General features: G+C 58.1%; 23 protein-coding genes and 1 pseudogene. 8 read left to right on the forward strand and 16 right to left on the reverse strand.

All coding sequences use genetic code 11. The annotated features are described in order from the left end of the window. Positions 1 to 134 precede the first annotated feature (134 nt). Complete coding sequence (gene dld / locus V8J85_RS10970; RefSeq protein ID WP_339953775.1) at positions 135 to 1,853, reverse strand: D-lactate dehydrogenase; 1,719 nt, start codon at positions 1,851 to 1,853, stop codon at positions 135 to 137. Positions 1,854 to 2,013: 160 nt separating this feature from the next. Further along, the gene (locus V8J85_RS10975; protein WP_339953776.1) at positions 2,014 to 3,810 is read right to left on the reverse strand and encodes an L-lactate permease; all 1,797 of its coding nucleotides are present in this window, start codon (positions 3,808 to 3,810) and stop codon (positions 2,014 to 2,016) included. A 277-nt stretch (positions 3,811 to 4,087) separates the two neighbouring features. Here V8J85_RS10975 and V8J85_RS10980 point away from each other — a divergent pair, with 277 nt between their 5' ends. Beyond that, positions 4,088 to 4,864, forward strand: coding sequence for an FCD domain-containing protein (locus tag V8J85_RS10980; RefSeq protein ID WP_339953777.1), 777 nt, complete (start codon positions 4,088 to 4,090; stop codon positions 4,862 to 4,864). A gap of 227 nt (positions 4,865 to 5,091) precedes the next feature. On the opposite strand, the pseudogene V8J85_RS10985 reads toward V8J85_RS10980, so the two are convergent. The 10 genes and pseudogenes from V8J85_RS10985 to sucC form a co-directional block, all read right to left on the reverse strand. Further along, positions 5,092 to 5,355 (reverse strand): annotated as a pseudogene (locus V8J85_RS10985) (2-oxo acid dehydrogenase subunit E2); the annotation flags it as partial. A gap of 318 nt (positions 5,356 to 5,673) precedes the next feature. Continuing rightward, entirely contained in the window at positions 5,674 to 6,258 is a 585-nt protein-coding gene (locus V8J85_RS10990) for a GIY-YIG nuclease family protein (protein ID WP_339953778.1), read from the reverse strand. A gap of 43 nt (positions 6,259 to 6,301) precedes the next feature. Then, positions 6,302 to 7,528, reverse strand: a complete 1,227-nt coding sequence (gene odhB, locus V8J85_RS10995; protein ID WP_339953779.1) for a 2-oxoglutarate dehydrogenase complex dihydrolipoyllysine-residue succinyltransferase — start codon at positions 7,526 to 7,528, stop codon at positions 6,302 to 6,304. Next, a complete protein-coding gene (locus V8J85_RS11000) occupies positions 7,528 to 10,485 on the reverse strand; it encodes a 2-oxoglutarate dehydrogenase E1 component (protein ID WP_339953780.1) in 2,958 nt (985 codons plus the stop codon). The genes odhB and V8J85_RS11000 overlap by 1 nt, the downstream gene beginning before the upstream one ends. Continuing rightward, positions 10,482 to 11,117 carry a DUF805 domain-containing protein gene (locus tag V8J85_RS11005; protein WP_339953781.1) on the reverse strand — a complete coding sequence of 212 codons (636 nt, stop codon included), beginning with the start codon at positions 11,115 to 11,117 and terminating at the stop codon, positions 10,482 to 10,484. Before V8J85_RS11005 ends, V8J85_RS11000 begins: the two co-directional genes overlap by 4 nt. Continuing rightward, positions 11,114 to 12,367: a glycosyltransferase gene (locus tag V8J85_RS11010; protein WP_339953782.1), complete on the reverse strand. Its 1,254-nt coding sequence runs from the start codon at positions 12,365 to 12,367 to the stop codon at positions 11,114 to 11,116. The genes V8J85_RS11005 and V8J85_RS11010 overlap by 4 nt, the downstream gene beginning before the upstream one ends. Positions 12,368 to 12,510: 143 nt before the next feature. Further along, positions 12,511 to 13,392 (reverse strand): succinate--CoA ligase subunit alpha, encoded by an 882-nt coding sequence (gene sucD, locus V8J85_RS11015; RefSeq protein ID WP_339953783.1) that lies wholly within the window; start codon positions 13,390 to 13,392, stop codon positions 12,511 to 12,513. Between the two features lie 13 nt (positions 13,393 to 13,405). After that, the gene (locus V8J85_RS11020) at positions 13,406 to 13,999 is read right to left on the reverse strand and encodes a hypothetical protein (protein ID WP_339953784.1); all 594 of its coding nucleotides are present in this window, start codon (positions 13,997 to 13,999) and stop codon (positions 13,406 to 13,408) included. A gap of 81 nt (positions 14,000 to 14,080) precedes the next feature. Next, positions 14,081 to 14,497: a hypothetical protein gene (locus V8J85_RS11025; protein WP_339953785.1), complete on the reverse strand. Its 417-nt coding sequence runs from the start codon at positions 14,495 to 14,497 to the stop codon at positions 14,081 to 14,083. Positions 14,498 to 14,706: 209 nt separating this feature from the next. After that, positions 14,707 to 15,900: an ADP-forming succinate--CoA ligase subunit beta gene (gene sucC, locus V8J85_RS11030; RefSeq protein ID WP_339953786.1), complete on the reverse strand. Its 1,194-nt coding sequence runs from the start codon at positions 15,898 to 15,900 to the stop codon at positions 14,707 to 14,709. 186 nt (positions 15,901 to 16,086) lie between these two features. Here sucC and V8J85_RS11035 point away from each other — a divergent pair, with 186 nt between their 5' ends. Next, positions 16,087 to 17,109, forward strand: a complete 1,023-nt coding sequence (locus V8J85_RS11035) for a glycosyltransferase family 2 protein (RefSeq protein WP_339953787.1) — start codon at positions 16,087 to 16,089, stop codon at positions 17,107 to 17,109. On the opposite strand, the gene V8J85_RS11040 is transcribed toward V8J85_RS11035, so the two are convergent. Beyond that, a complete protein-coding gene (locus V8J85_RS11040) occupies positions 17,086 to 18,312 on the reverse strand; it encodes a hypothetical protein (protein WP_339953788.1) in 1,227 nt (408 codons plus the stop codon). The genes V8J85_RS11035 and V8J85_RS11040 overlap by 24 nt on opposite strands. Positions 18,313 to 18,435: 123 nt before the next feature. Further along, positions 18,436 to 19,395 (reverse strand): malate dehydrogenase, encoded by a 960-nt coding sequence (gene mdh / locus V8J85_RS11045; RefSeq protein ID WP_339953789.1) that lies wholly within the window; start codon positions 19,393 to 19,395, stop codon positions 18,436 to 18,438. A 163-nt stretch (positions 19,396 to 19,558) separates the two neighbouring features. Here mdh and V8J85_RS11050 point away from each other — a divergent pair, with 163 nt between their 5' ends. After that, positions 19,559 to 20,314, forward strand: coding sequence for a sulfite exporter TauE/SafE family protein (locus tag V8J85_RS11050; protein WP_339953790.1), 756 nt, complete (start codon positions 19,559 to 19,561; stop codon positions 20,312 to 20,314). Here the strand turns inward: V8J85_RS11050 and V8J85_RS11055 are convergent. Continuing rightward, positions 20,311 to 20,625 carry a hypothetical protein gene (locus tag V8J85_RS11055; RefSeq protein WP_339953791.1) on the reverse strand — a complete coding sequence of 105 codons (315 nt, stop codon included), beginning with the start codon at positions 20,623 to 20,625 and terminating at the stop codon, positions 20,311 to 20,313. The genes V8J85_RS11050 and V8J85_RS11055 overlap by 4 nt on opposite strands. A gap of 199 nt (positions 20,626 to 20,824) precedes the next feature. On the opposite strand from V8J85_RS11055, the gene V8J85_RS11060 reads away from it, so the two are divergent. From V8J85_RS11060 to V8J85_RS11080, 5 genes are all read left to right on the forward strand, one after another. Then, on the forward strand, positions 20,825 to 21,667 hold the full coding sequence (locus V8J85_RS11060) for an HpcH/HpaI aldolase/citrate lyase family protein (protein ID WP_339953849.1): 843 nt from the start codon (positions 20,825 to 20,827) through the stop codon (positions 21,665 to 21,667). Beyond that, a complete protein-coding gene (locus V8J85_RS11065) occupies positions 21,664 to 22,209 on the forward strand; it encodes an NnrU family protein (protein ID WP_339953792.1) in 546 nt (181 codons plus the stop codon). Before V8J85_RS11060 ends, V8J85_RS11065 begins: the two co-directional genes overlap by 4 nt. A 3-nt stretch (positions 22,210 to 22,212) precedes the next feature. Beyond that, complete coding sequence (locus V8J85_RS11070) at positions 22,213 to 22,416, forward strand: DUF1737 domain-containing protein (RefSeq protein WP_339953793.1); 204 nt, start codon at positions 22,213 to 22,215, stop codon at positions 22,414 to 22,416. Beyond that, entirely contained in the window at positions 22,413 to 23,438 is a 1,026-nt protein-coding gene (locus V8J85_RS11075) for a MaoC family dehydratase (RefSeq protein ID WP_339953794.1), read from the forward strand. Before V8J85_RS11070 ends, V8J85_RS11075 begins: the two co-directional genes overlap by 4 nt. A gap of 74 nt (positions 23,439 to 23,512) precedes the next feature. Continuing rightward, positions 23,513 to 23,857, forward strand: a complete 345-nt coding sequence (locus V8J85_RS11080) for a hypothetical protein (protein WP_339953795.1) — start codon at positions 23,513 to 23,515, stop codon at positions 23,855 to 23,857. 180 nt (positions 23,858 to 24,037) lie between these two features. On the opposite strand, the gene V8J85_RS11085 is transcribed toward V8J85_RS11080, so the two are convergent. Then, positions 24,038 to 24,757 (reverse strand): transporter substrate-binding domain-containing protein, encoded by a 720-nt coding sequence (locus V8J85_RS11085; RefSeq protein WP_339953796.1) that lies wholly within the window; start codon positions 24,755 to 24,757, stop codon positions 24,038 to 24,040. Positions 24,758 to 24,765 lie beyond the last annotated feature (8 nt).

Here is a 24,765-nt window from a genome sequence, read left to right on the forward strand (position 1 = left end):
TTTGCCTGACGGCGCCTGTTTGAGGTCGGAAACAACCCCGCATGGGCAAACGTCGCCGGATGTGATGGCTAGCACCCGGATTTTGCCCACCTCCCAACACCCTAACCCGTCATGGCCGCTAAAGATAAAACCTCTTATTCAGCGGCGGTTTTGTGGGCGGCGCATCCGCAAGGGGCACCGTAATGTTTGTCGCGGGATGTCTTGCCGATCCCGGGATTGAAGGAATTGGTCGGGTCAAGCGCATGGTAATGCGCGGCAAGGGCCGGTTTGGCCTCGTACAGATGGCCCACATTGTGTTCGGCCGGATACTCCGCGCCGCGCTTGTTCAGCAGCTCCAGCATCTGTGCCTTCAGCGCCTTGACATCGACACCTTTCTTGACCGCGTAATCCTGATGGAAAATGTGGCACAGGAAGTGCCCGTAATAGAGCTTTGCCACCAGTTTGTCCGCAATATCGGCAGGCAGGGTTTCCAGCCAATCGCGATCATTGCGTTTCAGCGCGATATCAAGGGCGATGATATCCTCGATCTCATTCGCGCGCACCGCCTGCATCCGAATGGCGGCCCCTGCGGCGGCGAAACGGTGCAGCATGGCCTTCTTGGTCTCGGACGGATCACAAAGGAACCAGCCTTCGGGACCGACAATATCGTTCAGGATGGCCTCGGTCGCAGGCGCGGTCGCACCCGACACTTTCAGGATCAGGTGATGTTCGAACCGGTCGCGAAAGGCCAGCATCCGCCTGGGCAGCGCTTCCGGCACCAGCCGCGACAGGCCCTGCATGACCCGGTCGACCATATTCTTGGGCAGGAATGGTAGCTTGTTCAGCCGGGCATCCATGGCCCCTTTCAGCGCAAAAAACAGCGGCAGCCTGTCGGTGCCGAACCAGTGGATCATCAGCAAGGTGTCTTTGCCATATCGGCGCGCAATGTCGAAACATTCGCGGTGCAGGTATTCGCCGCTGATGGGAAGATCATCCAACTCGGTCAGCAACCGGCGGCGCAGCGTCGTCAGCGCGGCGGGATCATTGGTGCCGATGTAATACACCTTCTCACCGGCCTCGACCGGGAACGTATCGACACGCACCGCAAACACCGCGAGCTTGCCCGCACAACCCGACGCCTCATAAAGGCCCGCAGGGTCGGCGTTATAGCGCGCTGGGCTGTCGGCATCGACGTCTGACACCTTCTTGGCATAGCCGGTGGCACTGGCCGCACCGGCATCTGCATGCACCGTGGCTGGATCGATTTCACCCCGGTCCAGACGGCCCAATATCTCTTCCGGGTCGGTCCCCAGATCAATCCCAAGATGGTTGACCAGCCGCAATGCGCCATCGGCGGTGACCTCGGCATAGCAGGACAGTTCGGTATAGGACGGCCCGCGTTTGACCAGCGAACCACCGGAATTGTTGCACACACCCCCCAGGATCGACGCCCCGATACAGGACGACCCGATCACCGAATGTGGCTGACGGCCAAACGGTGCCAGCAGTTTTTCCAGTTGGAACAATGTACCACCGGGATGGCTGACAACCTGCCGCCCCTCATCCAGCACATCGATACGGTTCATCCGCTTGGTCGACAGGATCACGACATCACGGTCATACGTCCCTTTTGGGGTGGACCCTTCGGTCAATCCAGTATTGGCGGCCTGCATGATGACGATCTTGTCGGCGGCAACACATGCCCGCAGAACACGCCACATCTCAACCAAAGAACCGGGGACGACGACGGCGATCGCGTCACCGCTCCCCGACCGGAAACCTTTGCGATACCGCTCGGTTCGTGCTGCACCTGTCAGGACATATTTGGGTCCGACGGCGCTTTGCAGCGTTTGGATCAGGTTCGCATTGTCCATTTTGTCATCTCCTCTAGGGTGTGTCTGATCGTGGTCAAAGGAAGCAAGGATTGACATAATCCAAGGATTTAAGCCGACCGATGCGATTCCGACTTCAAACAATTTCAAATCGACAACAAACCGAGGGGCCCACCCCGGTGATCCGAGATGGGCCATTTTGTCATTTGGCGGGAACAGCCCCCGGTGGCTGTGATGTGTCGGCAACCTTTCCGCGCTTGAGCGACATGACCGTCAGCACCGCAACCGGCCAGATCACGGCTGCCAACCACCACAGGTTCAGGCCACCGGCCAGCAGGGCCGTCCCGATCAACCCAGCCTGCACCACATAATAGCCGAGTGGCACAAGCACCTTGCGGATGATCTCACCCTCGCGGTTGATCAGACCCACAGTGGCAGAAGCAGCGACCACGTTGTGCACGCAGATCATGTTGCCTGCCGCGCCGCCGACCGCCTGCAAGGCGACCACGATGGCGGCACCTCCGGCGCCAAGGCCGATCTGTTCAGCCGTCGAAAACTGGAAGAGAGAGAACATCATGTTGCTGATCGTGTTCGATCCGGCGACAAAGGCCCCCATCGCCCCGATGGATGGGGCGACCATCGCCCAGGCATCACCGGCGACCGTGGCCATGTGCTCGGCCAGTACGATCGGCATGGACGCCATACTGTCAGAGGCCGAATTCAGGAACACCTTGACCATCGGCACGGCCAGCAACAGCGCAGGTGCAGCCTTGACCATCGTCCGGACCGAGGCGCCGAAGGCATGGCCATAGGTCTTGACCGGCATCCGGTGGATCACGATCGTCAGCAGCGATACCGCAATCAGGATCGCGCCCGGCAGGTATAGCGGTTGGACCGCCACCCCGATGCCCGATCCGAACATATCCTCTGCGCCAAGCGTCACGGCTGGTGATGTGATCAGCGCCTTCACCTCTGGGATCGTGCGTGTGACGACCAACAGGGCAACGACAATACCGTAAGGCAACCATGCGCGCATGGTGTGCATGACCTTGCCGTGAACCGGCGGGTCTTCGTGGATTTCACGATGATGATCGCCTTTCCAGCTTTCTTCCCAGGCCGCGCGCGGCGGAAAGTCGAACGTGTCTTTGGGCAGGAACCAACCGCGACGGGCGGCAGGCACGACGATCAGCAACGCAACGATACCACCCAGCAGCGATGGGAATTCAGGCCCGAGTAGCGACGCGATCAGGTAGTAAGGCACCGTAAAGGCCACACCGGCGAACAGCGCGAATTTCCAGGCCTTCAGACCCTCGGTGAATGACCTGTTGGCCCCGAAAAAACGGGTCAGCATCCCCACCATCAACAGCGGGATCAGCACACCCACAAGGGCATGGATCATCGCGACATTCGTGGCGATGTCGAACAGGTATTCGGTAAAACCCATCGGCGCGATGGTGCTGTCGACGATGGCCTGATCTGACAGGCCCGTCTTGACCCCCACAAGGATCGGCGTTCCGACGGCCCCGAAAGATACCGGCGTGGACTGGATGATCAAGGTTATGATCACAGCCGCCATGGCCGGAAAACCAATCGCGACAAGCAATGGTGCCGCAATCGCCGCAGGCGTGCCAAAGCCGGACGCCCCTTCGATCAAGGCGCCGAAAAGCCAGGCAATGATAATCGCCTGCACGCGGCGGTCCGGTGAAATCCGGGAAAAGCCCAATCGGATCGACCGAATGCCGCCGCTTTCCTCAAGCGTATAAAGCAGCAGGATCGCACCGAACACGATGAACAGAAGGCTGATTGCGGTGACAAGGCCATTCACCGTCGCGCCTGCGACGACCTCTGGCGCGGTGCCCCAAAAGACGAGGGCGGTCAAAGCGGTGACGCCATAGGCCACCGCCATTGAAAACTTGGCGGATCGCGCAAGCACGACAAGCAACAGGAAAACCGTTGCAATCGGCAAAAGCGCGAGAATGAAACTAAAGGCTGGTGACATCTGTTTCCTCCTCGGTGCAGGCAACAGGTCACTTGCGGCCAAACGCCGTTCAGCAAGCATGCTGTTGCGGGTTGTGAGCCTAGATCCTCCCAAGCCCCTTCCGTCCGGTAAGTTTTCACAAGTTATTTACCAGTGACGTAGCGTTGGTATACTTTTTTTACCATTGTATTTCAAGATGGATTAATCTTTACCAAAAAGCTGTTTTCTGTTAGGTCTAATCCCGCAACCCGGCCAGATTGTAACAATCTGAATTTCAACGATTAAGTGTGAGCGACCAGTGACCAGAAAAATCAAAGGCGCATCCGCCGCCGACGCGACGGCCCGTCATTTGGAAGACCTCATTCTGGAAGGTTCGCTTCGCTCGGGCGACTCACTTTTGTCAGAGCGTGATATGGCCGCACATCTGGACGTGTCGCGGCCGGTCCTGCGCGAAGCGCTCAAGACGCTCGAACAAAAGGGGTTATTGAAACCCGCGGCTGGCGGCCGTGTCGTCGCGGAACTCGCGACAAGCGTCACAGACCCGTTGATGGACTTGCTGGAAGAACGCAAAGACATGGCCAAGGACTATCTCGAACTGCGTGGCGTACTTGAACAAATGGCGGCAAGCCTCGCCGCCAAACGTGCGACCGACGTCGATCGTCGAGCACTCGAGGATTGCGCCAGGGAAATCGACGCAGCCCACGCGACAGGGGATGCCACACAAGAGGCCGAGGCCGATCTGAACCTGCACATGATCGTTTACGAGGCGAGCCACAATATCGTGCTGCTGCATATGATGCGCGCCTTGTCTAAGATGCTGCGCAAAGGTGTCTTCCTCAATCGGCTACAGCTTTATGCCCTGCCCGAAGTGCGGGCGATATTGCGTGATCAGCACCTCAAAATCATAGAAACCATTCTCTCGCGGGATCCAGCAAAGGCTGGTGAGGCGGCAGCGGCCCACATGACTTATACCAAATCGGCCCTCGCCGAAATTGCAGCCGCCGAGGAGCGCCTGCAGATGTCGCTCAGGCGCATCGACAGCGGCGGCCTGGGGGCCGGAACTGGCGGGGGTTGATAGGCGATCAGCCAGGGCATGGGTCCTCGCTATATCTACGCTACGTCCATCTATCTCCCGCAGTTCAGGCCGGTCGGAATTCGTGACCAGCTGACGCCAGGCAATCCTTCTTTGTGGCAACCTCAGGACCTTAACATCGCCTTACCCGCCCGACCGCAGAGTGTGTGTACGGCGTGTGTACGCTGTGTGCACAGCTTCTGCACACCATGTGCCAGCCAGATCGGTGGTTACAAATCCATCAACAATCGCCGCGGATCCTCCAGAGCCTCTTTCACCCTTACAAGGAATGTCACCGCCCCTTTCCCGTCCACGATTCGATGATCGTAGGACAAAGCCAAATACATCATAGGACGGATCACGACCTCTCCTCCAATCGCCATTGGCCGGTCCTGGATTTTTATGCATCCCCAAAATCCCCGATTGCGGCGGGTTCAGAATGGGGGAGGACATCAGACTGCCGTAGACGCCCCGTTCGAAATCGTGAAGGTGCCGTCGGTATATAAGTCCCAGGTTTGATTCGGGACCTCTTGCCGGTGGCGAGGTCTCGGATCAAGTCCGGAGCGGGTTACTCGGATATCGATGAAGCATACTCGGCCAGATATGGCGCCGTATCTCCGACCTTCCGCCCGGCATCGCCGGGCAGCGCCCGGACCTCCCCCACGGGGAGGGCGCTTTTGCGGCGTTTCGATTGGCGCTGGCGTTTAGTTCGTGGCGCTGATGCGCAATACAGAACCGTAGCTGCGCCCACCCCGAGGTCCGGGGTGGGCGCTATGTTGAGTCGTCAAATGAGGTGGGTGCGAGCACCCATTCTATTCATTCTTGCGTAATTTCTTTAGTTGTCTTTTTAACTTCCGAGTTTCTTCGAAGACCTCACGTAAGTACATAAACTCATATTCAACGCTCTGCGCATAAAGTGGAACATTTCCCCATCTGCCACCTTGAAGATTTAGCTTAGGTTCGATTGCGGTTCTCAAAACAGCTTCGAGCATGTCGAGCGATAGTTCTCCCGGAACATGTTGATCTTCATTATCGTCGACATCGTTCTTTGATACTGTTTTCATGGTTTTTGGATTGGTAGGCTCTGTCGTCGCGAACCAAGAATAAGACACCCATCTTCCACGAAGATGATCCCCAGTATGAGCGACTAGTCTTGCCGCAAAAGACTTTGCTTGCCCGACATATACAATTTCACGGTTTTCGTCGTGAAGAAGATAAACACCCGAGCAGGTCGTAAACTCATCCTCCGGTTCGGTTTCCGGATCTTTGTACCCAAGCCTTTGAGGCATTTTGTGACCGAGAATTCGGATGTATTTTTGTTCTGCATCCTTTTTCCAGTCTGGGAAATAGATTGAATCTTCCCAAGAAAAGAACCGCCCGTATGCGGTAATTGACATGTGTGACCTATTCGTTGCTTGGCTAAACTTACGGCTGAAAGTGTTACAAATCCATCAACAACCGCCGCGGATCCTCCAGCGCTTCCTTCACCCGCACGAGGAACGTGACCGCCCCTTTGCCATCTACAATCCGGTGGTCATAGGACAGGGCCAGATACATCATTGGCCTGATCACAACCTCTCCCCCAATCGCCATGGGCCGGTCCTGGATTTTGTGCATCCCCAAAATCCCCGATTGCGGCGGGTTCAGGATGGGGGAGGACATGAGCGACCCGTAGACCCCGCCGTTGGAGATCGTGAAGGTGCCGCCTTGCATTTCGGCCATGCTCAGCTTGCCGTCGCGGGCTTTGGCGCCCTTTTCGGCGATGGCTTTTTCGATGTCAGCGAAGGACATGGCGTCGGCGTCGTTGATCACCGGCACCACAAGGCCAGTGGGCGTGCCTGCGGCGATGCCCATGTTGACATAGCTCTTGTAAACAATATCGGTGCCGTCGATTTCGGCGTTGACCTCGGGGACTTCTTTCAGCGCGTGGCAGCAGGCCTTGGTGAAGAAGGACATGAAGCCGAGTTTCACGCCGTGTTTCTTCAGGAACAGGTCCTTGTATTCGTTGCGCAAAGCCATGACCTCGGTCATGTCGACCTCGTTATAGGTGGTCAGCATGGCGGCCGTGTTCTGGCTGTCTTTCAGGCGTTTGGCGATGGTCTGGCGCAGGCGCGTCATCTTGACCCGCTCTTCCCGGTCGGCCTGTTCGGCTGGCACGGGTGCGCGGGGGGCAGGCGCCGATGCGGGGGCTTCGGTCTTACCGGCCAGCGCGTTCAATACATCCTCTTTCATCACGCGGCCATCCTTGCCGGTGCCTTCCACGTCCGTCAGGTTGTTCTCGGCCATCAGTTTCTTGGCTGATGGGGCATCTTCGACATCCTTTGCGGGCGCGTCCCCTGCGCTGGGAGCGGCGGTGCTTTCGCCTTCTTCGGTGGCCGGTTCTGGCTTGGCATCTGCCTTCGGAGCTTCCGCACCCTTTGCGGGCGCATCACCTTCGGCGATTTGCGCGAGCAGCGCGTCAACGCCCACCGTCTCGCCCTCGGGGGCGACGATTTCGGACAATGTGCCTGCAACCGGGCTGGGCACCTCGACCGTGACCTTGTCGGTTTCCAGCTCGCAAAGCATTTCATCCACGGCGACCGCATCGCCGGGCTGTTTGAACCAGGTGGCGACCGTGGCCTCGGTCACGGATTCGCCCAGAGTGGGGACGCGAACTTCGGTGCTCATTACTTTGATCCTTCGATGGTCAGCGCGTCGTCGATCAGCGCCTCTTGTTGTGCTTTGTGCTGGCTGGCAAGGCCGGTCGCGGGTGATGCCGCAGCTGCCCGCCCGGCATAGACGGGCCGTGTGTGTTTGGCATTGATGCGGGTCAGGACCCATTCGATATTCGGCTCCATGAACGCCCAGGGTCCCTGGTTCTTGGGTTCTTCCTGGCACCAGACCATCTGGGCATTCTTGAACCGTTCCAGTTCGTTGACCGCCGATTGCGCCGGGAATGGATAGAATTGTTCGAACCGCAGGATGTAGATGTCTGTAATCCCGCGCTTGTCGCGTTCTTCCAGCAGGTCGAAATAGACCTTGCCGGAACACATCACGACGCGCTTGATCTTGCTATCGGACACTAGCTTGGTATCGGAATTACCGTGTTGCGCATCGTCCCACAGAACGCGGTGAAAGCTGGAGCCTGTGGTGAATTCATCCTTTTTCGATACCGCCATTTTATGCCGTAGTAGCGATTTCGGCGTCATCAGGATCAACGGCTTGCGGAAGGTCCGGTGCAGCTGGCGCCGCAGCAGGTGAAAATAGTTTGCCGGTGTCGTGCAATTCGCCACGATCCAGTTATCGCCGCCGCACATGGTCAAGAAACGTTCCAGACGGGCCGAGGAGTGTTCGGGCCCTTGCCCTTCATAGCCGTGCGGTAGCAGGCAGACGAGGCCGGACATGCGGAGCCATTTGGATTCGCCCGAGCTGATGAACTGGTCGAACATGATCTGCGCACCATTTGCGAAATCGCCGAACTGGGCTTCCCACAGCGTCAGCGCGTTGGGTTCTGCCAGTGAGTATCCATATTCGAACCCCAGCACCGCGTATTCCGACAGCATCGAATCGATGACTTCGTAATGCGCCTGACCTTCGCGGATGTTGTTGAGAGGATAATACCGTTCTTCGGTGTCCTGATCGATCAGGGCCGAATGCCGTTGGCTGAACGTGCCGCGGGTGGAATCCTGCCCGGCGAGCCGGACCCGGTAGCCTTCGGTCAGCAGCGAACCAAAGGCCAGTGCCTCACCGGTCGCCCAGTCGATCCCTTCGCCGGTGTCGAACATCTTGGTTTTCGCATCCAGCAGGCGTTTGACCGTGCGATGCAGCGGAAAGCCGTCGGGCGCTGTGGTGAGCGCCTCGCCGACGGCGTTGAACGTCGCCTCTTCGATGGCGGTCACGCCGCGCTGGTAATCCTCTTCCTTGCGATCCAGATGCGACCACTTGCCGTCCAGCCAATCGGCCTTGTTCGGTTTGTAGGATTTGCCGGCCTCGAATTCCTCGTTCAGGTGCGCCTGGAAGGCGGCCTTCATATCCTCGATCTCGCCTTCCGGGATCAACCCGTCCTTGACCAGTCGTTCGGTATACAAGGTCAGCGTGGTCTTCTGCGTCTTGATCTTCTTGTACATGATCGGGTTGGTGAACATCGGCTCGTCGCCTTCGTTGTGCCCGAACCGGCGATAGCAGATGATATCCAGCACCACGTCCTTGTGGAATTTCTGACGGAATTCGGTGGCCACGCGGGCGGCATGCACCACGGCCTCTGGATCGTCGCCGTTCACGTGGAAGATCGGGGCTTCGACCATCAGGGCAATATCGGTCGGGTAGGGGCTGGAGCGGCTGAAATGCGGGGCCGTGGTAAACCCGATCTGGTTGTTCACGACGATATGCATCGTCCCGCCCGTCTTGTGCCCGCGCAGGCCGGACAGGCCGAAACCCTCGGCCACAACGCCTTGGCCCGCAAAGGCCGCGTCACCGTGCAGCAGGATGCCCATGACCTTGATCCGGTCGGTGTCGTTGAGCTGGTCCTGCTTGGCACGGACTTTCCCGAGGACAACGGGGTTCACAGCCTCGAGGTGCGATGGGTTCGCCGTCAGCGACAGGTGAACGGTGTTGTCGTCGAATGTCCGATCGGAAGACGCGCCAAGGTGGTATTTCACATCGCCCGAACCGTCCACGTCTTCGGGTTTGAAGCTGCCGCCCTGAAATTCGTTGAAGATCGCGCGATAAGGCTTCTCCATCACGTTAGCAAGCACGGATAGGCGCCCCCGGTGGGGCATGCCGATGACGATGTCCTCAAGCCCAAGCTGCCCGCCGCGCTTGATGATCTGCTCCATCGCGGGGATCAGGCTTTCGCCGCCGTCGAGGCCGAAACGTTTGGTGCCGGTGTATTTGACGTGCAGGAACTTTTCGAAACCCTCGGCCTCGACCAAGCTGTTCAGGATCGCCTTGCGCCCGTTCTGGGTAAAGGTGATTTCCTTGCCGTAGCCCTCAATCCGTTCCTTCAGCCAACCAGCCTCTTCGGGGTTCGAGATATGCATGTATTGCAGGGCGAATGTGCCGCAATATGTGCGTTTCACGATGGCGATGATCTCGTTCATCGTCGCCATTTCAAGGCCAAGCACCTGGTCGATGAAGATCGGCCTATCCATGTCCGCCGCGGTAAAGCCGTAAGAGGCGGGGTCGAGCTCTGGATGCGGCGTGCCGTCGCGCATGCCCAGCGGATCCAGATCGGCAATCAGGTGCCCCCGGATCCGGTAGGCGCGGATGATCATCAGCGCGCGGATCGAGTCGAGCACGGCTGCGCGCACCTGTTCTTCGGAGAGGGTGACGCCCTTTTCGGCGGCCTTGTCCTTGATCTTTTTGCCTGCGGCTTCGGGTTCCGCAGGCCATTGGCCATCAAGAGCAGCAGTCAGATCATCCGCAGGCTGGGGTGGCCAATCCATCCGCGCCCATGACGGCCCCGCCGCCTCGGCCTTGGCATCATTCGGTGTGTCGCCGAGCGAGCGGAAGAAGGCCTGCCATTGTTCATCCACCGCTCCGGGATTGTCGGCATAGCGGGCGTAAAGCTGTTCGACATATTCAGCATTGTGCCCCTGCAGGAAGGAAGAGGCATGGAAGACGTCATTAGGGGATTGTTCGGTCATTGGGGGACCTCGTTGGGGTTGGGGTCGGCCTGAGGCCTGGTGTGTCGGGGTTTCAGGAAGCAAGCGATCAAGACGAAGGGTGCGGTCACCAAAAAGCCAACATAGCCAATGATGGCTCCGACAATGCCAGAATACTCTCTGAGTGGATTTGCGATGAAGGTGTCGTAGAAGCTGAGGCTCATTCCGATTGCCAAAATGATCATAGGCACAAGGAACAAAACACTGCTTACGCCAGCATCGCGAAATCGGCGCATTCCGACAGCCAGAAATGGGGATAGGGTTATTGCCAGAAACGTAAGCATGACAGCAAGGGCGGGGTTTTGGAGCATGCCAATTTCGAGAGGAAGAAACACTTCGATTGCCCAAAAACTGATAAATCCGCCGCCGATGAACATTAGCGCAAACCACCAAAACTCAGACCGCGAGGCGCGGCCTTTGAACTGAAACGACTTGGCGAGGCAAGTCTTGATGGCGTCAAGCGGTGCCATTGTGGGGTCCTGTTTCAGGTCCCGGGTCAGGCCCGGGACGGGTTGATCTTGGTTCTGCGCACCCGACACGATTTGGGGCTTCGTGGTGAATATCCGGTTCGGCGCTGTGGCACCGGGATGCGCAGTATCATCTGATTTCATCATGATAAGCTCACCACCTCGGGCCTCAACGGTGCAAGGTATTTGAGAAGATCGTCGCGCAGCCGTGATTTGAAAATCGCGGGTGTAAAGTGCTTTTGCTGCAACTGCCGCAGCTCATGGCCCATTTCATGTGATCGCTTGGTGTCTTCCAAAAGCGCGAGGCATTTGGCGATAAATTCCCCGCTGTCCTGCGCCACCATCAACTTTGAGTCGATCTCAGACGTGAACCCCACGGCGGAAAAGCGGCTGCACACGACCACACGGCCGAATGCGCAGCTTTCGATCACTTTGATCTGCGATCCCGCCCCTTCGAATATCGGGCTGATCGTCGCCGTCGCCTGCCCGTATTCCGCCGCAATATCCGGCGCCGATCCGATGAATGCGACCCGATCGAGGTGTCGATACTTTTCGGCGAACTTGTTCCAATTACCCGAACCAACGATGCGCAATTCGGCCGTCGGTGCCGCCTTGCTGATCTCGGGCCAGCAATGGGTCAGGAACCACGCGACACCGCGCGTATTGGGTGCATAGTTCTGGCTACCCACGAAAAGAAGGGTCGGCGTCGACGTGTTTTCGACCGGTTCTGCCGGGAAGTAAGGAACATTCGGTTGCACTTTTGTCACTGCGGATGACACCGGCAATATGTCGGGCTGTTTGCTGAAATAGACCAGCTGTGCCTTTGTCAGGTACCGTCTTACATGCCGCATCACGGATCTGTCGACATACCGTTTCAGAAGCGATCCGGTGATCCACGATCCAAAAATGCGTTGGTATCCGCTGAGAATGCGCAGATCGGGCCGGTCGTCGATATCGACAACGGTCAGATGGTCGCCCGACGCGCGATAGTCGCATCGCAGCATGCCATCGACATACCGAAACAGAACGACGTCTGGATTGTTCTCTGAAATCAGATGGTTGAGCGTCTCATCGCTCACTTTGTCATAGCGATACCGCCACCAGGGCAAAAGCCAATCCAGCGCCCGATTGATCGAGATCATCGTCCGCCGAAGCGCTTTGGGCTTTATCTGGTAAAGTGATCGCGAATCCGGCGAAAGATAGACGATTTCCACATTCGCATCCCCGGGCAACAGGTCCGTCGGTGGCGCCTGCGAGGCGCGGTCAGAAAGCACAAGCGTCACGGGCCCAAGCGCACACAGCGCGTGAATAAACAGCAAACTGCGCTGGCGACCTCCGGCGCGATCATCGGGGATACTGTGAGGCACCACTATGATCGATTTGAGCGGCCGGGTCATGGTCAGCTCTTGTCTGCCATTTGCGCCATCCGGAAAGGCCCCATCCTGCATCAGTCCGATCCCATCGATTGTCGCGTCGAACGGGCCGCTCGACCGAAATGGTCGATGTCGACAATACCGAGGATGGGTAGTGATACGCGCATTTACCCGATCGCTTCCAGCACGGCCTCGCCCAGTGTTGCGGGGCTGTCGGCCACCACGATCCCGGCGGATTTCATAGCTTCGATCTTGCTTTCGGCGTCGCCCTTGCCGCCTGCCACGATGGCACCGGCATGCCCCATACGGCGACCGGGAGGGGCGGTGCGGCCCGCGATGAAACCGGCTGTGGGTTTCCAGCGGCCTTTCTTTTTCTGTTCGGTCAGGAATTCGGCGGCTTCTTCCTCCGCCGTCCCGCCGATTTCGCCGATCATGATCATCGAATGCGTCTCGTCATCATCAAGGAACATGTCGAGCACGTCGATATGTTCGGTCCCCTTGATCGGGTCGCCGCCGATGCCCACGGCGGTGGATTGGCCAAGACCGCTGTCAGAGGTCTGTTTGACCGCCTCATAGGTCAGTGTGCCAGAGCGGGACACGACGCCGACCGAACCGCGTTTGTGGATATGGCCGGGCATGATGCCGATCTTGCAGGCGTCGGGGGTGATGATGCCGGGGCAGTTGGGGCCGATCAGGCGGGAGGCGGAGCCTTCCAGCGCCCGTTTGACCCGCATCATGTCGAGGACCGGGATGCCTTCGGTGATGCAGATGATCAGCTCCATCTCGGCGTCGATGGCCTCAAGGATACTGTCTGCCGCGAAGGGAGGGGGGACGTAGATGACAGATGCGTTCGCCTCGGTCTTGGCTTTCGCCTCGTGCACAGAGTTGTAGACGGGCAAGTCCAGGTGGGTCGTGCCGCCCTTGCCGGGGGTCACGCCGCCGACCATCTTGGTGCCATAGGCGATAGCCTGTTCAGAGTGGAACGTGCCCTGCGAGCCGGTGAGGCCCTGGCAGATGACTTTGGTGTTTTCGTTTACGAGAATGGCCATGCGCTGCTACTTTCTATGTTTCGGATTCGTCATATTCCTGCAGGATGAACAGTGATCCGCGGAAGATGCTTGAGATATTGAGTTGGCGTGTGACGGTCAGGGTAAACTGTTCGCCTGCGTCGGTTTCGATCAACCAGCCCGCAAGAAAGCGGGGCTCGTCGGAGAAGTCGGCCACCAGTGGCGTGTCGCCGAATTTGGCGGCCACCAGAGCGCTGGCCAGCAAAACGGCTTCATCGTCCCGCACGGTGTTACGACCGAAGCCGCAGGTTGGTTTTTCGGTCCCGGTGCTAGCGAGCACGACGATGTTGCGATTGAACGCAGAAAAGAACTCATTGCCGCCAAAACGACCTTCAGTCGCAAAGTTAGAACGCCGCATTTCTGTGCGGACAGCCAGCATATCAGGATAATTTTCGATACATATATCCATCGCTTGCAGCAGCTTGCGATTGCCGCTTCGATCAAGCGGGTTTTGAATACTTGTTGCCGATGTGCTGCTGGTCCCGACGTTTGTTTCGGCAATACCTGAACTCGTCGTCTCATCACAGGCCGAAATGAGGCCGACGCAGGCGAGAACGAGAAAGACAGATCGTGGGTAGGTAAATTTCATTTTTTGAAGAGACTTTCAGGATTGTCTGCCGAGGCGCGGGCAGATGACTTTGGTGTTTTAGTTTAAGAGGATTGCCATTAGTTAGCTCTCTTCATCACTTAAGAAATGGTAGGACTGTGCTTCTAGCGTGAGGAGGTTCGGCGGGAGCCGCGAGTCAGTTGCGCTAACCACAAAATCCTCGCCAAAGGGTATTCCAAAACCGACTTGAGCCGGTTCCACGGGGTTGCTTGTCAAATCGAGATAAAATCTCTGTTCGAAAGCGGCTGCGATCTTATCCTTTTGTGCATCCGGTGCCGCAAAAGTTACTTTGCAGACTTGCAGTCGGCTTTCCACTCGCTGGCGGTATAGCTCCAACGCCACGATCTCTGTGGGAGACACGTAGCGCTCAATTCCATCTAATCCGTTGTTTGAGGCTAGGTCCGATATACCTTGGTTTGCTGCGACGCGTTCGGCTGCAGCATATCGAGGACCGGTTTGAAGGCAGATCGACTCAAACATATCGAATGCGCGAGACGGGCTAACCGCGCTTCGCGTGTTTGATGAAGCGCTTGGCAATGCGGTTGGGTCGGATCGGGTTACGGTGCAAGACGATAAAAGAACGGAACCGATCAATGCCGCACAAGCAAAGTTAAGCACTCTCCGGGGCCCCGCCCGTTCGGACCTTGAACGCTCCCCCGGAGCGTTCATTCGCTGCGCGAAACCGGTCCTCACCCCTTCACCGCCTTCACGATCTTCTGCGCCCCATCCTTCAAATCATCTGCGGCAATCACGTCCACGTCGGAATTGTTGATGATGTCCTTACCCTGCTGGACGTTCGTCCCTTCCAGACGCACGACGAGGGGGACTTGCAGGCCGACCTCTTTCACCGCGGCCACCACGCCTTCGGCGATGACGTCGCAGCGCATGATGCCGCCGAAAATGTTGACCAGGATGCCTTTGACATTGTGGTCTGACGTGATGATCTTGAACGCCTCGGTTACCTTTTCCTTGGTGGCACCCCCGCCCACGTCGAGGAAGTTGGCAGGCTCGGCCCCGTAGAGTTTGATGATGTCCATCGTCGCCATCGCTAGCCCTGCGCCGTTGACCATGCAGCCGATTTCACCGTCAAGCGCGATGTAGTTGAGGTCGTATTTCGATGCGGCGAGTTCCTTGGGGTCTTCCTCCGTCTCGTCCCGCAGGGCGGCCACATCGGCGTGGCGGTAGACTGCGTTGCCGTCGAAGGCGACCTTGGCGTCCAGCACTTTCAGATCGCCGCCATCGGTGATGATCAGCGGGTTGATTTCCAGCATCTCCATGTCCTTCTCAACGAAGGCTTTGTAAAGCTGGCCCATCAGTTTGACGCATTGCTTGACCTGATTGCCGGTCAGACCCAGCGCAAAGGCCACGCGGCGCCCGTGATAGGGCTGGTAGCCGGTGGCGGGGTCGACGGTGAAGTTCAGGATTTTCTCGGGCGTTTCGGCAGCGACTTCCTCAATATCCATCCCGCCTTCGGTGGAGCAGACAAAGCCGATGCGGCTGGTCTGGCGGTCGACGAGGAGGGCGAGATACATCTCGGTCTCGATCCCCGAGCCATCTTCGATGTAGATGCGGTTGACTTGCTTGCCTGCAGGGCCGGTCTGATGGGTGACGAGGGTACGGCCCAGCATCTTTTTCGCTTCCTCGGCGGCCTCGGTTGCCGATTTTGCAAGGCGCACGCCGCCTGCCTCACCGGCATCAGCCTCTTTGAATTTACCCTTGCCGCGTCCACCGGCGTGGATCTGCGCCTTGACCACCCAAAGCGGGCCATCAAGCTCACCCGCCGCGGTTTTGGCTTCTTCGGCGCGCATTACGGCGCGTCCATCGGAAACGGGCGCCCCAAAACTGGCAAGGAGCGCTTTGGCCTGGTACTCGTGGATGTTCATGGCTGGGTCCAATATAGCTTCGGTTACGGGACGTTAGACCATAAGGCATGAAGAGTTTCTAACTGAAAATCGGACCTTTGGCTGAATATCCGACATTTGTGATCACAGTCGAAAATCGTGTGATCACAAATTACATCTCTGCCTGCGTCTTCCAAAGGAATCGCCGATCATGATAGCTCGTAACGGATGAATGACACCGCCCCAAGTTGGGCCGTCGTGGCGACGGTCGACGAACCGCCGGTTCTGGTTCAATCCTTTGTGGCGTGGCACCTGTCACTTGGGGCGGCCGAGATATTCCTCTATTTTGACCGCCCTGACGACCCTGCGGCTGACATGTTTACCAGGCTGCCGCAGGTCCATGTCATCCGCTGCGATGAGGCCCATTGGCAGGCATTGGGTCGTCGCCCGGGGCGGCATCAGGTCAGACAAACGCAGAATGCCACCCAAGCCTATGGTCGGACGCAATGCGATTGGTTGCTGCATATCGATGCTGACGAGTTCTTGTGGCCGACCAGCGCCGTCGGCGACGACCTGGCCGCAGCCCCGCCTGTCGATGCGCTGACTGTCCCCGTGGCCGAGCGGATTTATGACTGCACTGCGGATAACGAAACGATCTTTGCCGGCGTCTTCCGCCGTCCCTTCACCTCGGACATCAGGGATAACCACCCGATCTTCGATACCGGTCACGGTGTACTGTCCCGGGGATTGACCGGTCATACGATCGGCAAGTCGTTCGTACGGGCCGGGCGCGATCTGCGGGTCGCGATCCATCGGCCGAAACTGCCGCACGGTGTCGCAGGTCCGCTGCAAATCGGGCGAATGAAAGGCGCGGTGTTGTTGCATTTCGAAGGGCTGACACCGTTGCACTGGATGGCCAAGCTGATGCGCGCCGGGGCCACCCACCCGCCGAACCCAAAGCATACAAGACGCCACCGCCAAAAGCTGAGGGCGGCGGCGCAAGAGGCGCCGGACGAGGCGCGCGATCTACATGACTTGTTGAAGGTGGCCGACATGACCAAGCAGCGGGCGCTGTCACGGTATGGGCTATTGTTGACCGCGCAGTTTGACCCTGTGCCCGCTTTGCGGCGGTTCTTTCCGACCCAAAGCCATGATCTTTCGCCTGTTGCTTTCGATGCATGGCTTTGGGCCGAACGAGGTGATCTTTTGCGTCAGTGGGCGCCGCGCCTAGTTGAGCGTAAAGGCGAATAAGGCAAAGTTTCCGCCCGTGGCCGCATCGAACTGATCGATCGTATCACCGGTCGCGACCCGCCCACGCTCCATATAAGGGGCGAGGTCGGATCCGGCGAGAACCCCGATCACATCCAGCGGTGCGGGGTCGTTGAGCCATTTGTTAAGATTGATCCCCACCTGATCGCCCGTCCGCCAATGCGGGATCAGCAGGTCGCCTTCAAGCACCATGGCCGCCTCTTGCAGGACGGCTTGCCATGCCGTGTCGATATTGTCGGGGAAAAGCAGGCCCAAAGCGCTGTCTTGCGCAGCATTGGGGATGAATTCGTTTTCATTGTCGGTCTCTGCCCGGACCCGATCCCAGAAAACCAGGTTATGCGCGATGACTGCCTGGAAATCGGCGAGAGCGGCTTGGGTGCGCGCTGGGTCGGGTTGCTGTTCAAGGACACCGAGAACGATAGTGACCAGATCGGCAAGTTTCTCATCCTCGGGTGACATGAACATCATTGGCGCTGGGCCGTTGCGCAGCTCGGCAATGGTTGTGGCGTTGCCCTGGACCTTGGCGATGATCTCGGTCGGATCGAACGCCATCATCATTTCCGCCGTCCCGGCGAAGATATGCGTATAGGCCTGTAGCCACGCCACGTCAGAGGTGTCGAAGGTGATCGTTGGGGCACCGCCTGCTGTCTCAAGCTGTTCGAGCGTTTCTTGCACCTGCCAACGGTTGACGAAAAGCGGGACCATGATCGGTAAAAGGTCTTCGTCCGCATCGCGCGCGCCATTGGCGTTGATGTCGAACCAGACCTGATTGAGATCGAGCGTGACGGACACGTCATCCGTATCGGTGACTGGCGCCATTGCCTCTTGCGCCAGGTCCATGTGGGTGCCGATTTCGGTGAAAAGGTTGGCGATGACGTCTGGGATGAACGGGTCTGGCGTCGGGTTGGCATTCAGGTCGGTGACAAGCCCCGGAATACCCAGATCAAGATCGTTCAGGCCAGTGCGATAACGTTCCTGAAACGTCGCTTCGATCCCGCGCAGGAATAGCGCGCCACCAAGGGCGAAGCGGTCGGAGGGCGTAGGATTTTCCAAGGTAGAGAGGGCATCAACAGTGCCGGAAATGCCAAGATCGGCGAATTGGCTACTGTAGTCCTGCGCGCTTGCGGAATGGGCTGACAGCGCCAAAGTGGCGGTCAAAGTGAGGGTTGGGGCGAGGCGGAGCATGTTTGAGTCCTTTTCTAAATCACAAACGTGAACATAGTTCATGAATTTGAGTTTGTGAAGAGGGTAGGCAAAAGAAAAGGGCGCCCATGAGGGACGCCCTTTGAAAATCAATGGGTTACAGCTCTAGAGGCTACTGTCGATCCCTTTGCAGGCCTCGACCAGACCTTTAACCGCATCGACGGATTTATCGAACATGGCCTGTTCGGATTTGTTCATCTTGATTTCGACCACGCGCTCGATCCCGCCCGCGCCGATGATGGTCGGTACACCGACATAGAATCCGTCGAGGCCATAGGCGCCGTCCACATGTGCGGCACACGGCAACAGGCGTTTCTGGTCTTTCAGATAGGATTCGGCCATTTCAATGGCTGATGTCGCGGGGGCATAGAATGCAGAGCCAGTCTTGAGGAGGCCGACGATTTCAGCGCCACCGTCACGGGTCCGCTGGACGATCGCGTCAAGTTTTTCCTGTGTCGTCCAGCCCATGTCGACCAGATCGGGAAGCGGGATGCCTGCGACGGTGGAGTACCGCGTCAATGGCACCATCGTGTCCCCGTGGCCGCCCAGAACAAATGCCGTGACGTCGCGCATGGAAACGTCGAATTCTTCGGCCAGAAAGTGACGGAAGCGGGCGCTGTCGAGCACACCGGCCATGCCGCAGACTTTTTCATGTGGCAGGCCACTGAATTCGCGCAGGGCCCAGACCATCGCATCAAGCGGGTTGGTAATGCAGATGACGAATGCGTCAGGCGCATGGGCGGCGATCCCTTCGCCGACGGATTTCATGACCTTGAGGTTGATGCCCAAAAGATCGTCGCGCGACATGCCCGGCTTGCGGGGTACACCGGCTGTAACGATGCAGACATCCGCGCCCGCGATATCGGCGTAGTCGTTGGTGCCCTTAAAGCTGCCGTCAAATTTCGCGGCTGGCCCGGATTCGGCAATATCCAATGCTTTGCCCTGCGGGATGCCTTCGGCGATGTCGAACAGAATCACGTCGCCAAGCTCTTTCACAGCGGCAAGATGGGCGAGCGTGCCGCCGATCTGTCCTGCGCCGATAAGGGCGATCTTGGGTCTGGCCATGTGCATAAATCCTTCGATGAGGGTTTGAATTTGGCGCATTGGGTAAGGGTTTGATTGGCGGCGCGCAAGGGCGCGGCGGCGCAGCATCACGCAGGCTTGTGATAGCCAAGCGGCTAACGCCGCGTTAATCAAGGCGCGTTTGGTGGTGTATCCGAGGGCAAGGATGACGGAATTTGGCTGGGAATTCTTTGCCTTGGGCATACCCGCGATCATTTTCGGCGGCATATCAAAGGGCGGTTTCGGGTCCGGTGCCGCCTTTGTTGCAGGTGCGATTCTTGCCTTGGTCGTCCCGCCCGGGGTGGCGCTGGGGATCGTCTTGCCGCTTTTTATGCTTGTGGATGCGGCAACGTTGAAACCTTATTGGGGTAAATGGCATTGGCCATCGGCCAAGGGGATCATGCAGGGTGCGGTGCCCGGCTGTATCATCGCGGCGTGGCTATACACTGTCGTCGACGCCGATGTATTTCGGCTGCTGATCGGTGTCATCTGCTTGGTTTTCGTTGCTTTTCAGGTCGGGCGCGGACGTCGCTGGATCAACGTTCCGCATCTGGCGTTTTCGCGGCCCTTGGCATGGATCGCCGGACTCGTCGGCGGTTTCACCAGCTTTGTCAGCCATGCAGGCGGGCCACCGACAGCTGTTTTCCTGCTGTCACAAGGGTTGAGCAAGACGGCGTATCAGGCGACGACCGTCATCGCATTCTGGGCGATCAACTGGATGAAGGCGGTGCCCTATGTCTTTCTTGGGATATTCTCCTACCAGACGCTGCTGGGCAGCCTGATGCTTGCTCCTTTCGCGCTGCTGGGCGCGTGGATCGGGGTCAAGGCGCATCACCTTGTCCCCGAGCGTGCGTTCTTTGCGCTGACCTATGTGTTGCTGGTGGCCACAGGTATTCGGTTGATCTGGGTCGCTGTCGCTTAGGCGCCCTGGTCGGTGTTTTGCAAGTCCTCATCGAGCGATTGGAAAGACTGGCCCGCCGCGATGAGGCATGCAGGTCCACCGGGGCGTGTCACGACGATCGTCCAGCTACCCGTCTGATCCGAGGCGAACACCTCGACCACCGAGTTGTCACTGCCCAGCCCGATCGATTGACGACTTTCGCCATACCGCTCTGCCAGCCGCTCCACGATGGCCGCATGTGGCGCGCAGGCCCGACCCTGTGCGGTCGCATGGTTCGCCGCCAGCATCATTGCCCCGATCCCAAAGGACATCAGAAATAAGTTACGCTTCATCAATTTCGCCTTTCTGCAAAAGATGACCGCGGCTGATCTTTTGTCGCAGTCGGTTCATGCGGGCAGTCTGGGAACAACCTGACGCAAATTGGTTAATGCACCGTGACGCGGGGATATTGCTGCGCCGCGGCATGTTTGGGCTTGAATGAACTGGCAAGTTCTGACCATGTTCGCGCAAGATTATTGCGAGAAAGATTCGATGCAGACCCGCCCCTACCGCTCCGCCCTCTACATTCCTGGCTCAAAGGACCGCGCCTTGGACAAGGCGCGCGGCCTGCCCGTGGATGCGATCCTGTTCGATCTCGAGGATGCGGTGGCGCCGGACGCGAAGGTCGCGGCGCGCGATACGCTGAACGCGGCGCTGACGACGGGCGGCTATGGTCAACGCCAGCGGATCGTGCGGATCAATGGTCTGGATACCGAATGGGGCAAGGCGGATACAGCAGCCGTCGCCGCAATGGATTGCGACGCGGTCCTATTGCCCAAGGTGAACAGCACCGATGATGTCGATGCGCTTGCCGCGTTGATCCCTGATCTGCCGATCTGGGCGATGATGGAAACGCCGCAGGGCGTGCTGAACGCCGCCGACATCGCGGCCCATCCGCGGATGGCCGGGTTTGTGCTCGGGACCAATGATCTGGCGAAGGATTTGAATTCGCGCGGGCGACCGGCTTTGGCGACGTCACTGCAACTGTGCCTGCTGGCCGCGAAAGCTGCGGGCATCGTCGCGCTGGATGGGGTCTATAACGCTTTCAAGGATGAGGACGGATTGCGCGCGGAATGCGTTGAGGGCCGCGATATGGGCTTTGATGGCAAGACGCTGATCCACCCTGCGCAAGTGGCGATCACCAATGAGGTGTTCGGCCCCACGGCTGATGAAATCGACCTCGCCCAACGTCAGATCGCCGCCTTTGAGGCAGCAGAGGCCGACGGTCAGGGCGTTGCCGTCGTGGATGGCCGCATCGTGGAAAACTTGCATATCGTGACCGCCCGCGCGACCTTGGCCAAAGCTGACGCCATCGCCGCATTGGAGAGTACATGATTCTTCTGATTCTCGGGCTGATCCTGTGGTCCGCCGCGCATTTCTGGAAACGGGCCGCACCAAATCATCGGGCCGGATTTGGCGAGGCCGGGAAGGGTATCGTCACTGCGGTTTTAGTCGCTGCGATCGTGCTGATGATCTTTGGCTATCGCATGGCCGATGGCGCCGTCTACTGGGGCCGCAACTCGGCCATGGTAGTGATCAACAACCTGCTGATGCTGTTCGCCTTTTACCTGTTTGCGTCCAGCGGCGCCAAAACACGCATCACCCGGTTCATCCGGCACCCGCAACTAACCGCCGTCATCGTCTGGTCGGTTGCCCACTTGTTGGTCAATGGCGATACGGAGTCGTTCGTGCTGTTTGGCGGGCTCTTGGCGTGGGCGATTGCCGAGATCGTCATCATCAACCGTGCTGTTCCGGATTGGACACCTGCGCATGATGTACCGATCAGGAAGGAATTCACCGCCATCATCGCGACACTTGTCGTTTTCTCTGTCGTGGCCGGTATCCATTATTGGCTGGGCTATAACCCGTTTGGATAGAAGATGAAGATTTACAGATTACTGACCGAGGATGACACCGCCACGTTCTGCCACAAAGTATCCGACGCGCTGTCGAAGGGGTGGGAACTGTACGGTGATCCGACCTATGCGTTCGACCACGCCAATGGCGTCATGCGCTGCGGGCAGGCTGTGACGAAAGAGATTGACGGCGCCTACCATCCCGACATGAAATTGGGCAAACAATGACCAAGACCAATCCGGGCCGCTTTTTTGAGGACTACGCGGTGGGTGACCTGATCACCCATGCCGTTCCGCGCACGTTGTCGGGGGGTGAAAGGGCGCTGTACCACGCGCTTTATCCTGCCAGATCAGCGCTTTATTCGTCGGATGCTTTCGCACAGGCCTGCGGCTTGCCCGCATCGCCGCTGGACGACCTGATCGCGTTTCACACCGTCTTTGGAAAGACTGTCCCTGATGTGTCGCTGAATGCGGTGGCCAATCTGGGATATGCGGATGGCCGTTTTCTGGCGCCGGTCTATGCGGGGGATACACTGACCTCGGTTTCGGAAGTCATTGGAATCAAACAAAATTCTAATGGAACATCTGGCGTCGTCTGGGTCCGCACAACGGGCCGAAACCAGCGCGAAGAGGACGTGCTGACCTATGTGCGTTGGGTCATGGTCCGCAAGCGCGGTGCCGGGCCCGCGCCCAAGACGGTGATCCCTGACTTGCCCGATGCTGTTGCGGCGAAAAATCTGGTGGTGCCCGGGGGGCTGAGCTTTGCCGAATACAACTTTGCCTTGGCTGGAGAGCCGCATCGTTTGAGTGACTATGATATCGGTGAAGTCATTGATCACGTTGATGGAATCACGATCGAAGAAGCCGAGCACATGATGGCCACGCGCCTGTGGCAGAACACCGCCAAGGTGCATTTCGATGCCACCAATCGACCCGATGGAAGACAGTTGATTTATGGTGGGCATGTGATCTCTCTCGCGCGGGCCTTGTCGTTCAATGGATTGGCCAATGCGCAAATGATCGTCGCGCTAAATGGGGGTGCGCATGCGAACCCTTGCTTTGCGGGCGATACGGTACGTGCATGGTCGGAAGTGCTTGATAAGACGGGGGAATTAGCGCCCGGTGTCGGGGCCGCGCGGCTGCGGCTCGTGGCGACGAAAGGGTTTGCCGGACAGCTGAGGGGTGAGGATGGCAAGTACCTGCCTGAGGTGCTGCTCGATCTCGACTATTGGGCGTTGATGCCGCTATGAAGAGAATTGCGCTAACCCTTTTGTTTCTAATGCCTTTTTCGGCACATGCCCAAACGTGTCCGCCGTCGACGGGGGTGGATGTTTCTGTTTTCGAGGATGCGAAGACGGCGTTTTTTCGTACTGATTACAGGGCCTTCGCCAATTTGGTGGGTGATTACATTCCGGATATGGACGCGCGGTTCGAAGCGTTGTTCGGGCCGCTGGATATGTTCGAGCCCCGGGGGTACGAAAGCTGCCAGACGATCCTGCAGCGGCGTGAAAATCCTTCTTTTTATCAAGAAGTTATCCTGTTCTTTCCGCGTGGGGTCGATGGGCCGATCGCCCTGCATCTGGTCGGGGCCGAGATCGGTGGGACGGTGCGGGTTTTGGAGTTCACGTACAACTCATCCGTGGGTGCGGTGCTTGAGGGGCTGCGTTAGTTAACGCCGAAAATCGCTATCGGAATTCCATATGAATTGCATATGATTTCCATATGACTCTCGCGCGCAGTGCCGGGCGGGTGAACGCAACGGCCGGTGGTTGGCCTATGACGGCTCCAATTTACCGTTGATAGACAAGCATCGCAAATGCGGTACGGCCCGTCAAAAGAGACATTTGCTTCAACGGCCAAAAGTCCCGAGAAGATCGACCTCTTCTTCTTCAAACCCGAACCTCTTCATTAACTGTCGATGCTGTGATCCGCCGATAAACTGGTCAAGGGCCCGATCGACCCGGTCTCTGAGTTTGGTCGCAGGGTGTGCGAAACCAAAGCAGCCAAATGCTGCGGGCTTCTCATCGGGCGGGATTTCAACGATGGCAAAGTCGTGGGCATCGCTTTGCTGAAGAAAGCCCAAGTGGGCCCGCGCCACGCTGGCAAAGGCGTGGGCCTTACCAATTTGAACAGCGTGAGCAGCATTTGCATAGGTATCAAATACAAGAAACCGATCCGGTGGAACGCCGAGTGCGAGGGCCGTGGGATGCTGAAGCTGGTCCCGAATGACGGCGACCTGCAGATCGGCGCTGGTGCCAAGGCTTCGATACCCCATTATCCGATCCCCATCTGCCGTCCGGATAAGCAAACCATCAGGCAAGGCCCAGATCGGTCTGCTGAACAAAGCATGTTGCTGCCGTTCGGGAGAAGCGAAAAGACCAGTAGTCATTTGCCAGTCATCGCATGCGAGGCCGGGCATAAGTTGAGCGAATTCAGTCTCGACAAACGTAACGTCTTCTATGCCAAGTTGATTGAATACATACCGCGCAAGCTCGATATCGCATCCGGTGACCGCACCGGATGCATCCAGAAAATTGAATGGTGGTTCGATGAGATAAGCGACTTTCACTTTGCAGC

Source organism: Yoonia sp. 2307UL14-13, assembly GCF_037572755.1.
Lineage (GTDB): Bacteria > Pseudomonadota > Alphaproteobacteria > Rhodobacterales > Rhodobacteraceae > Yoonia.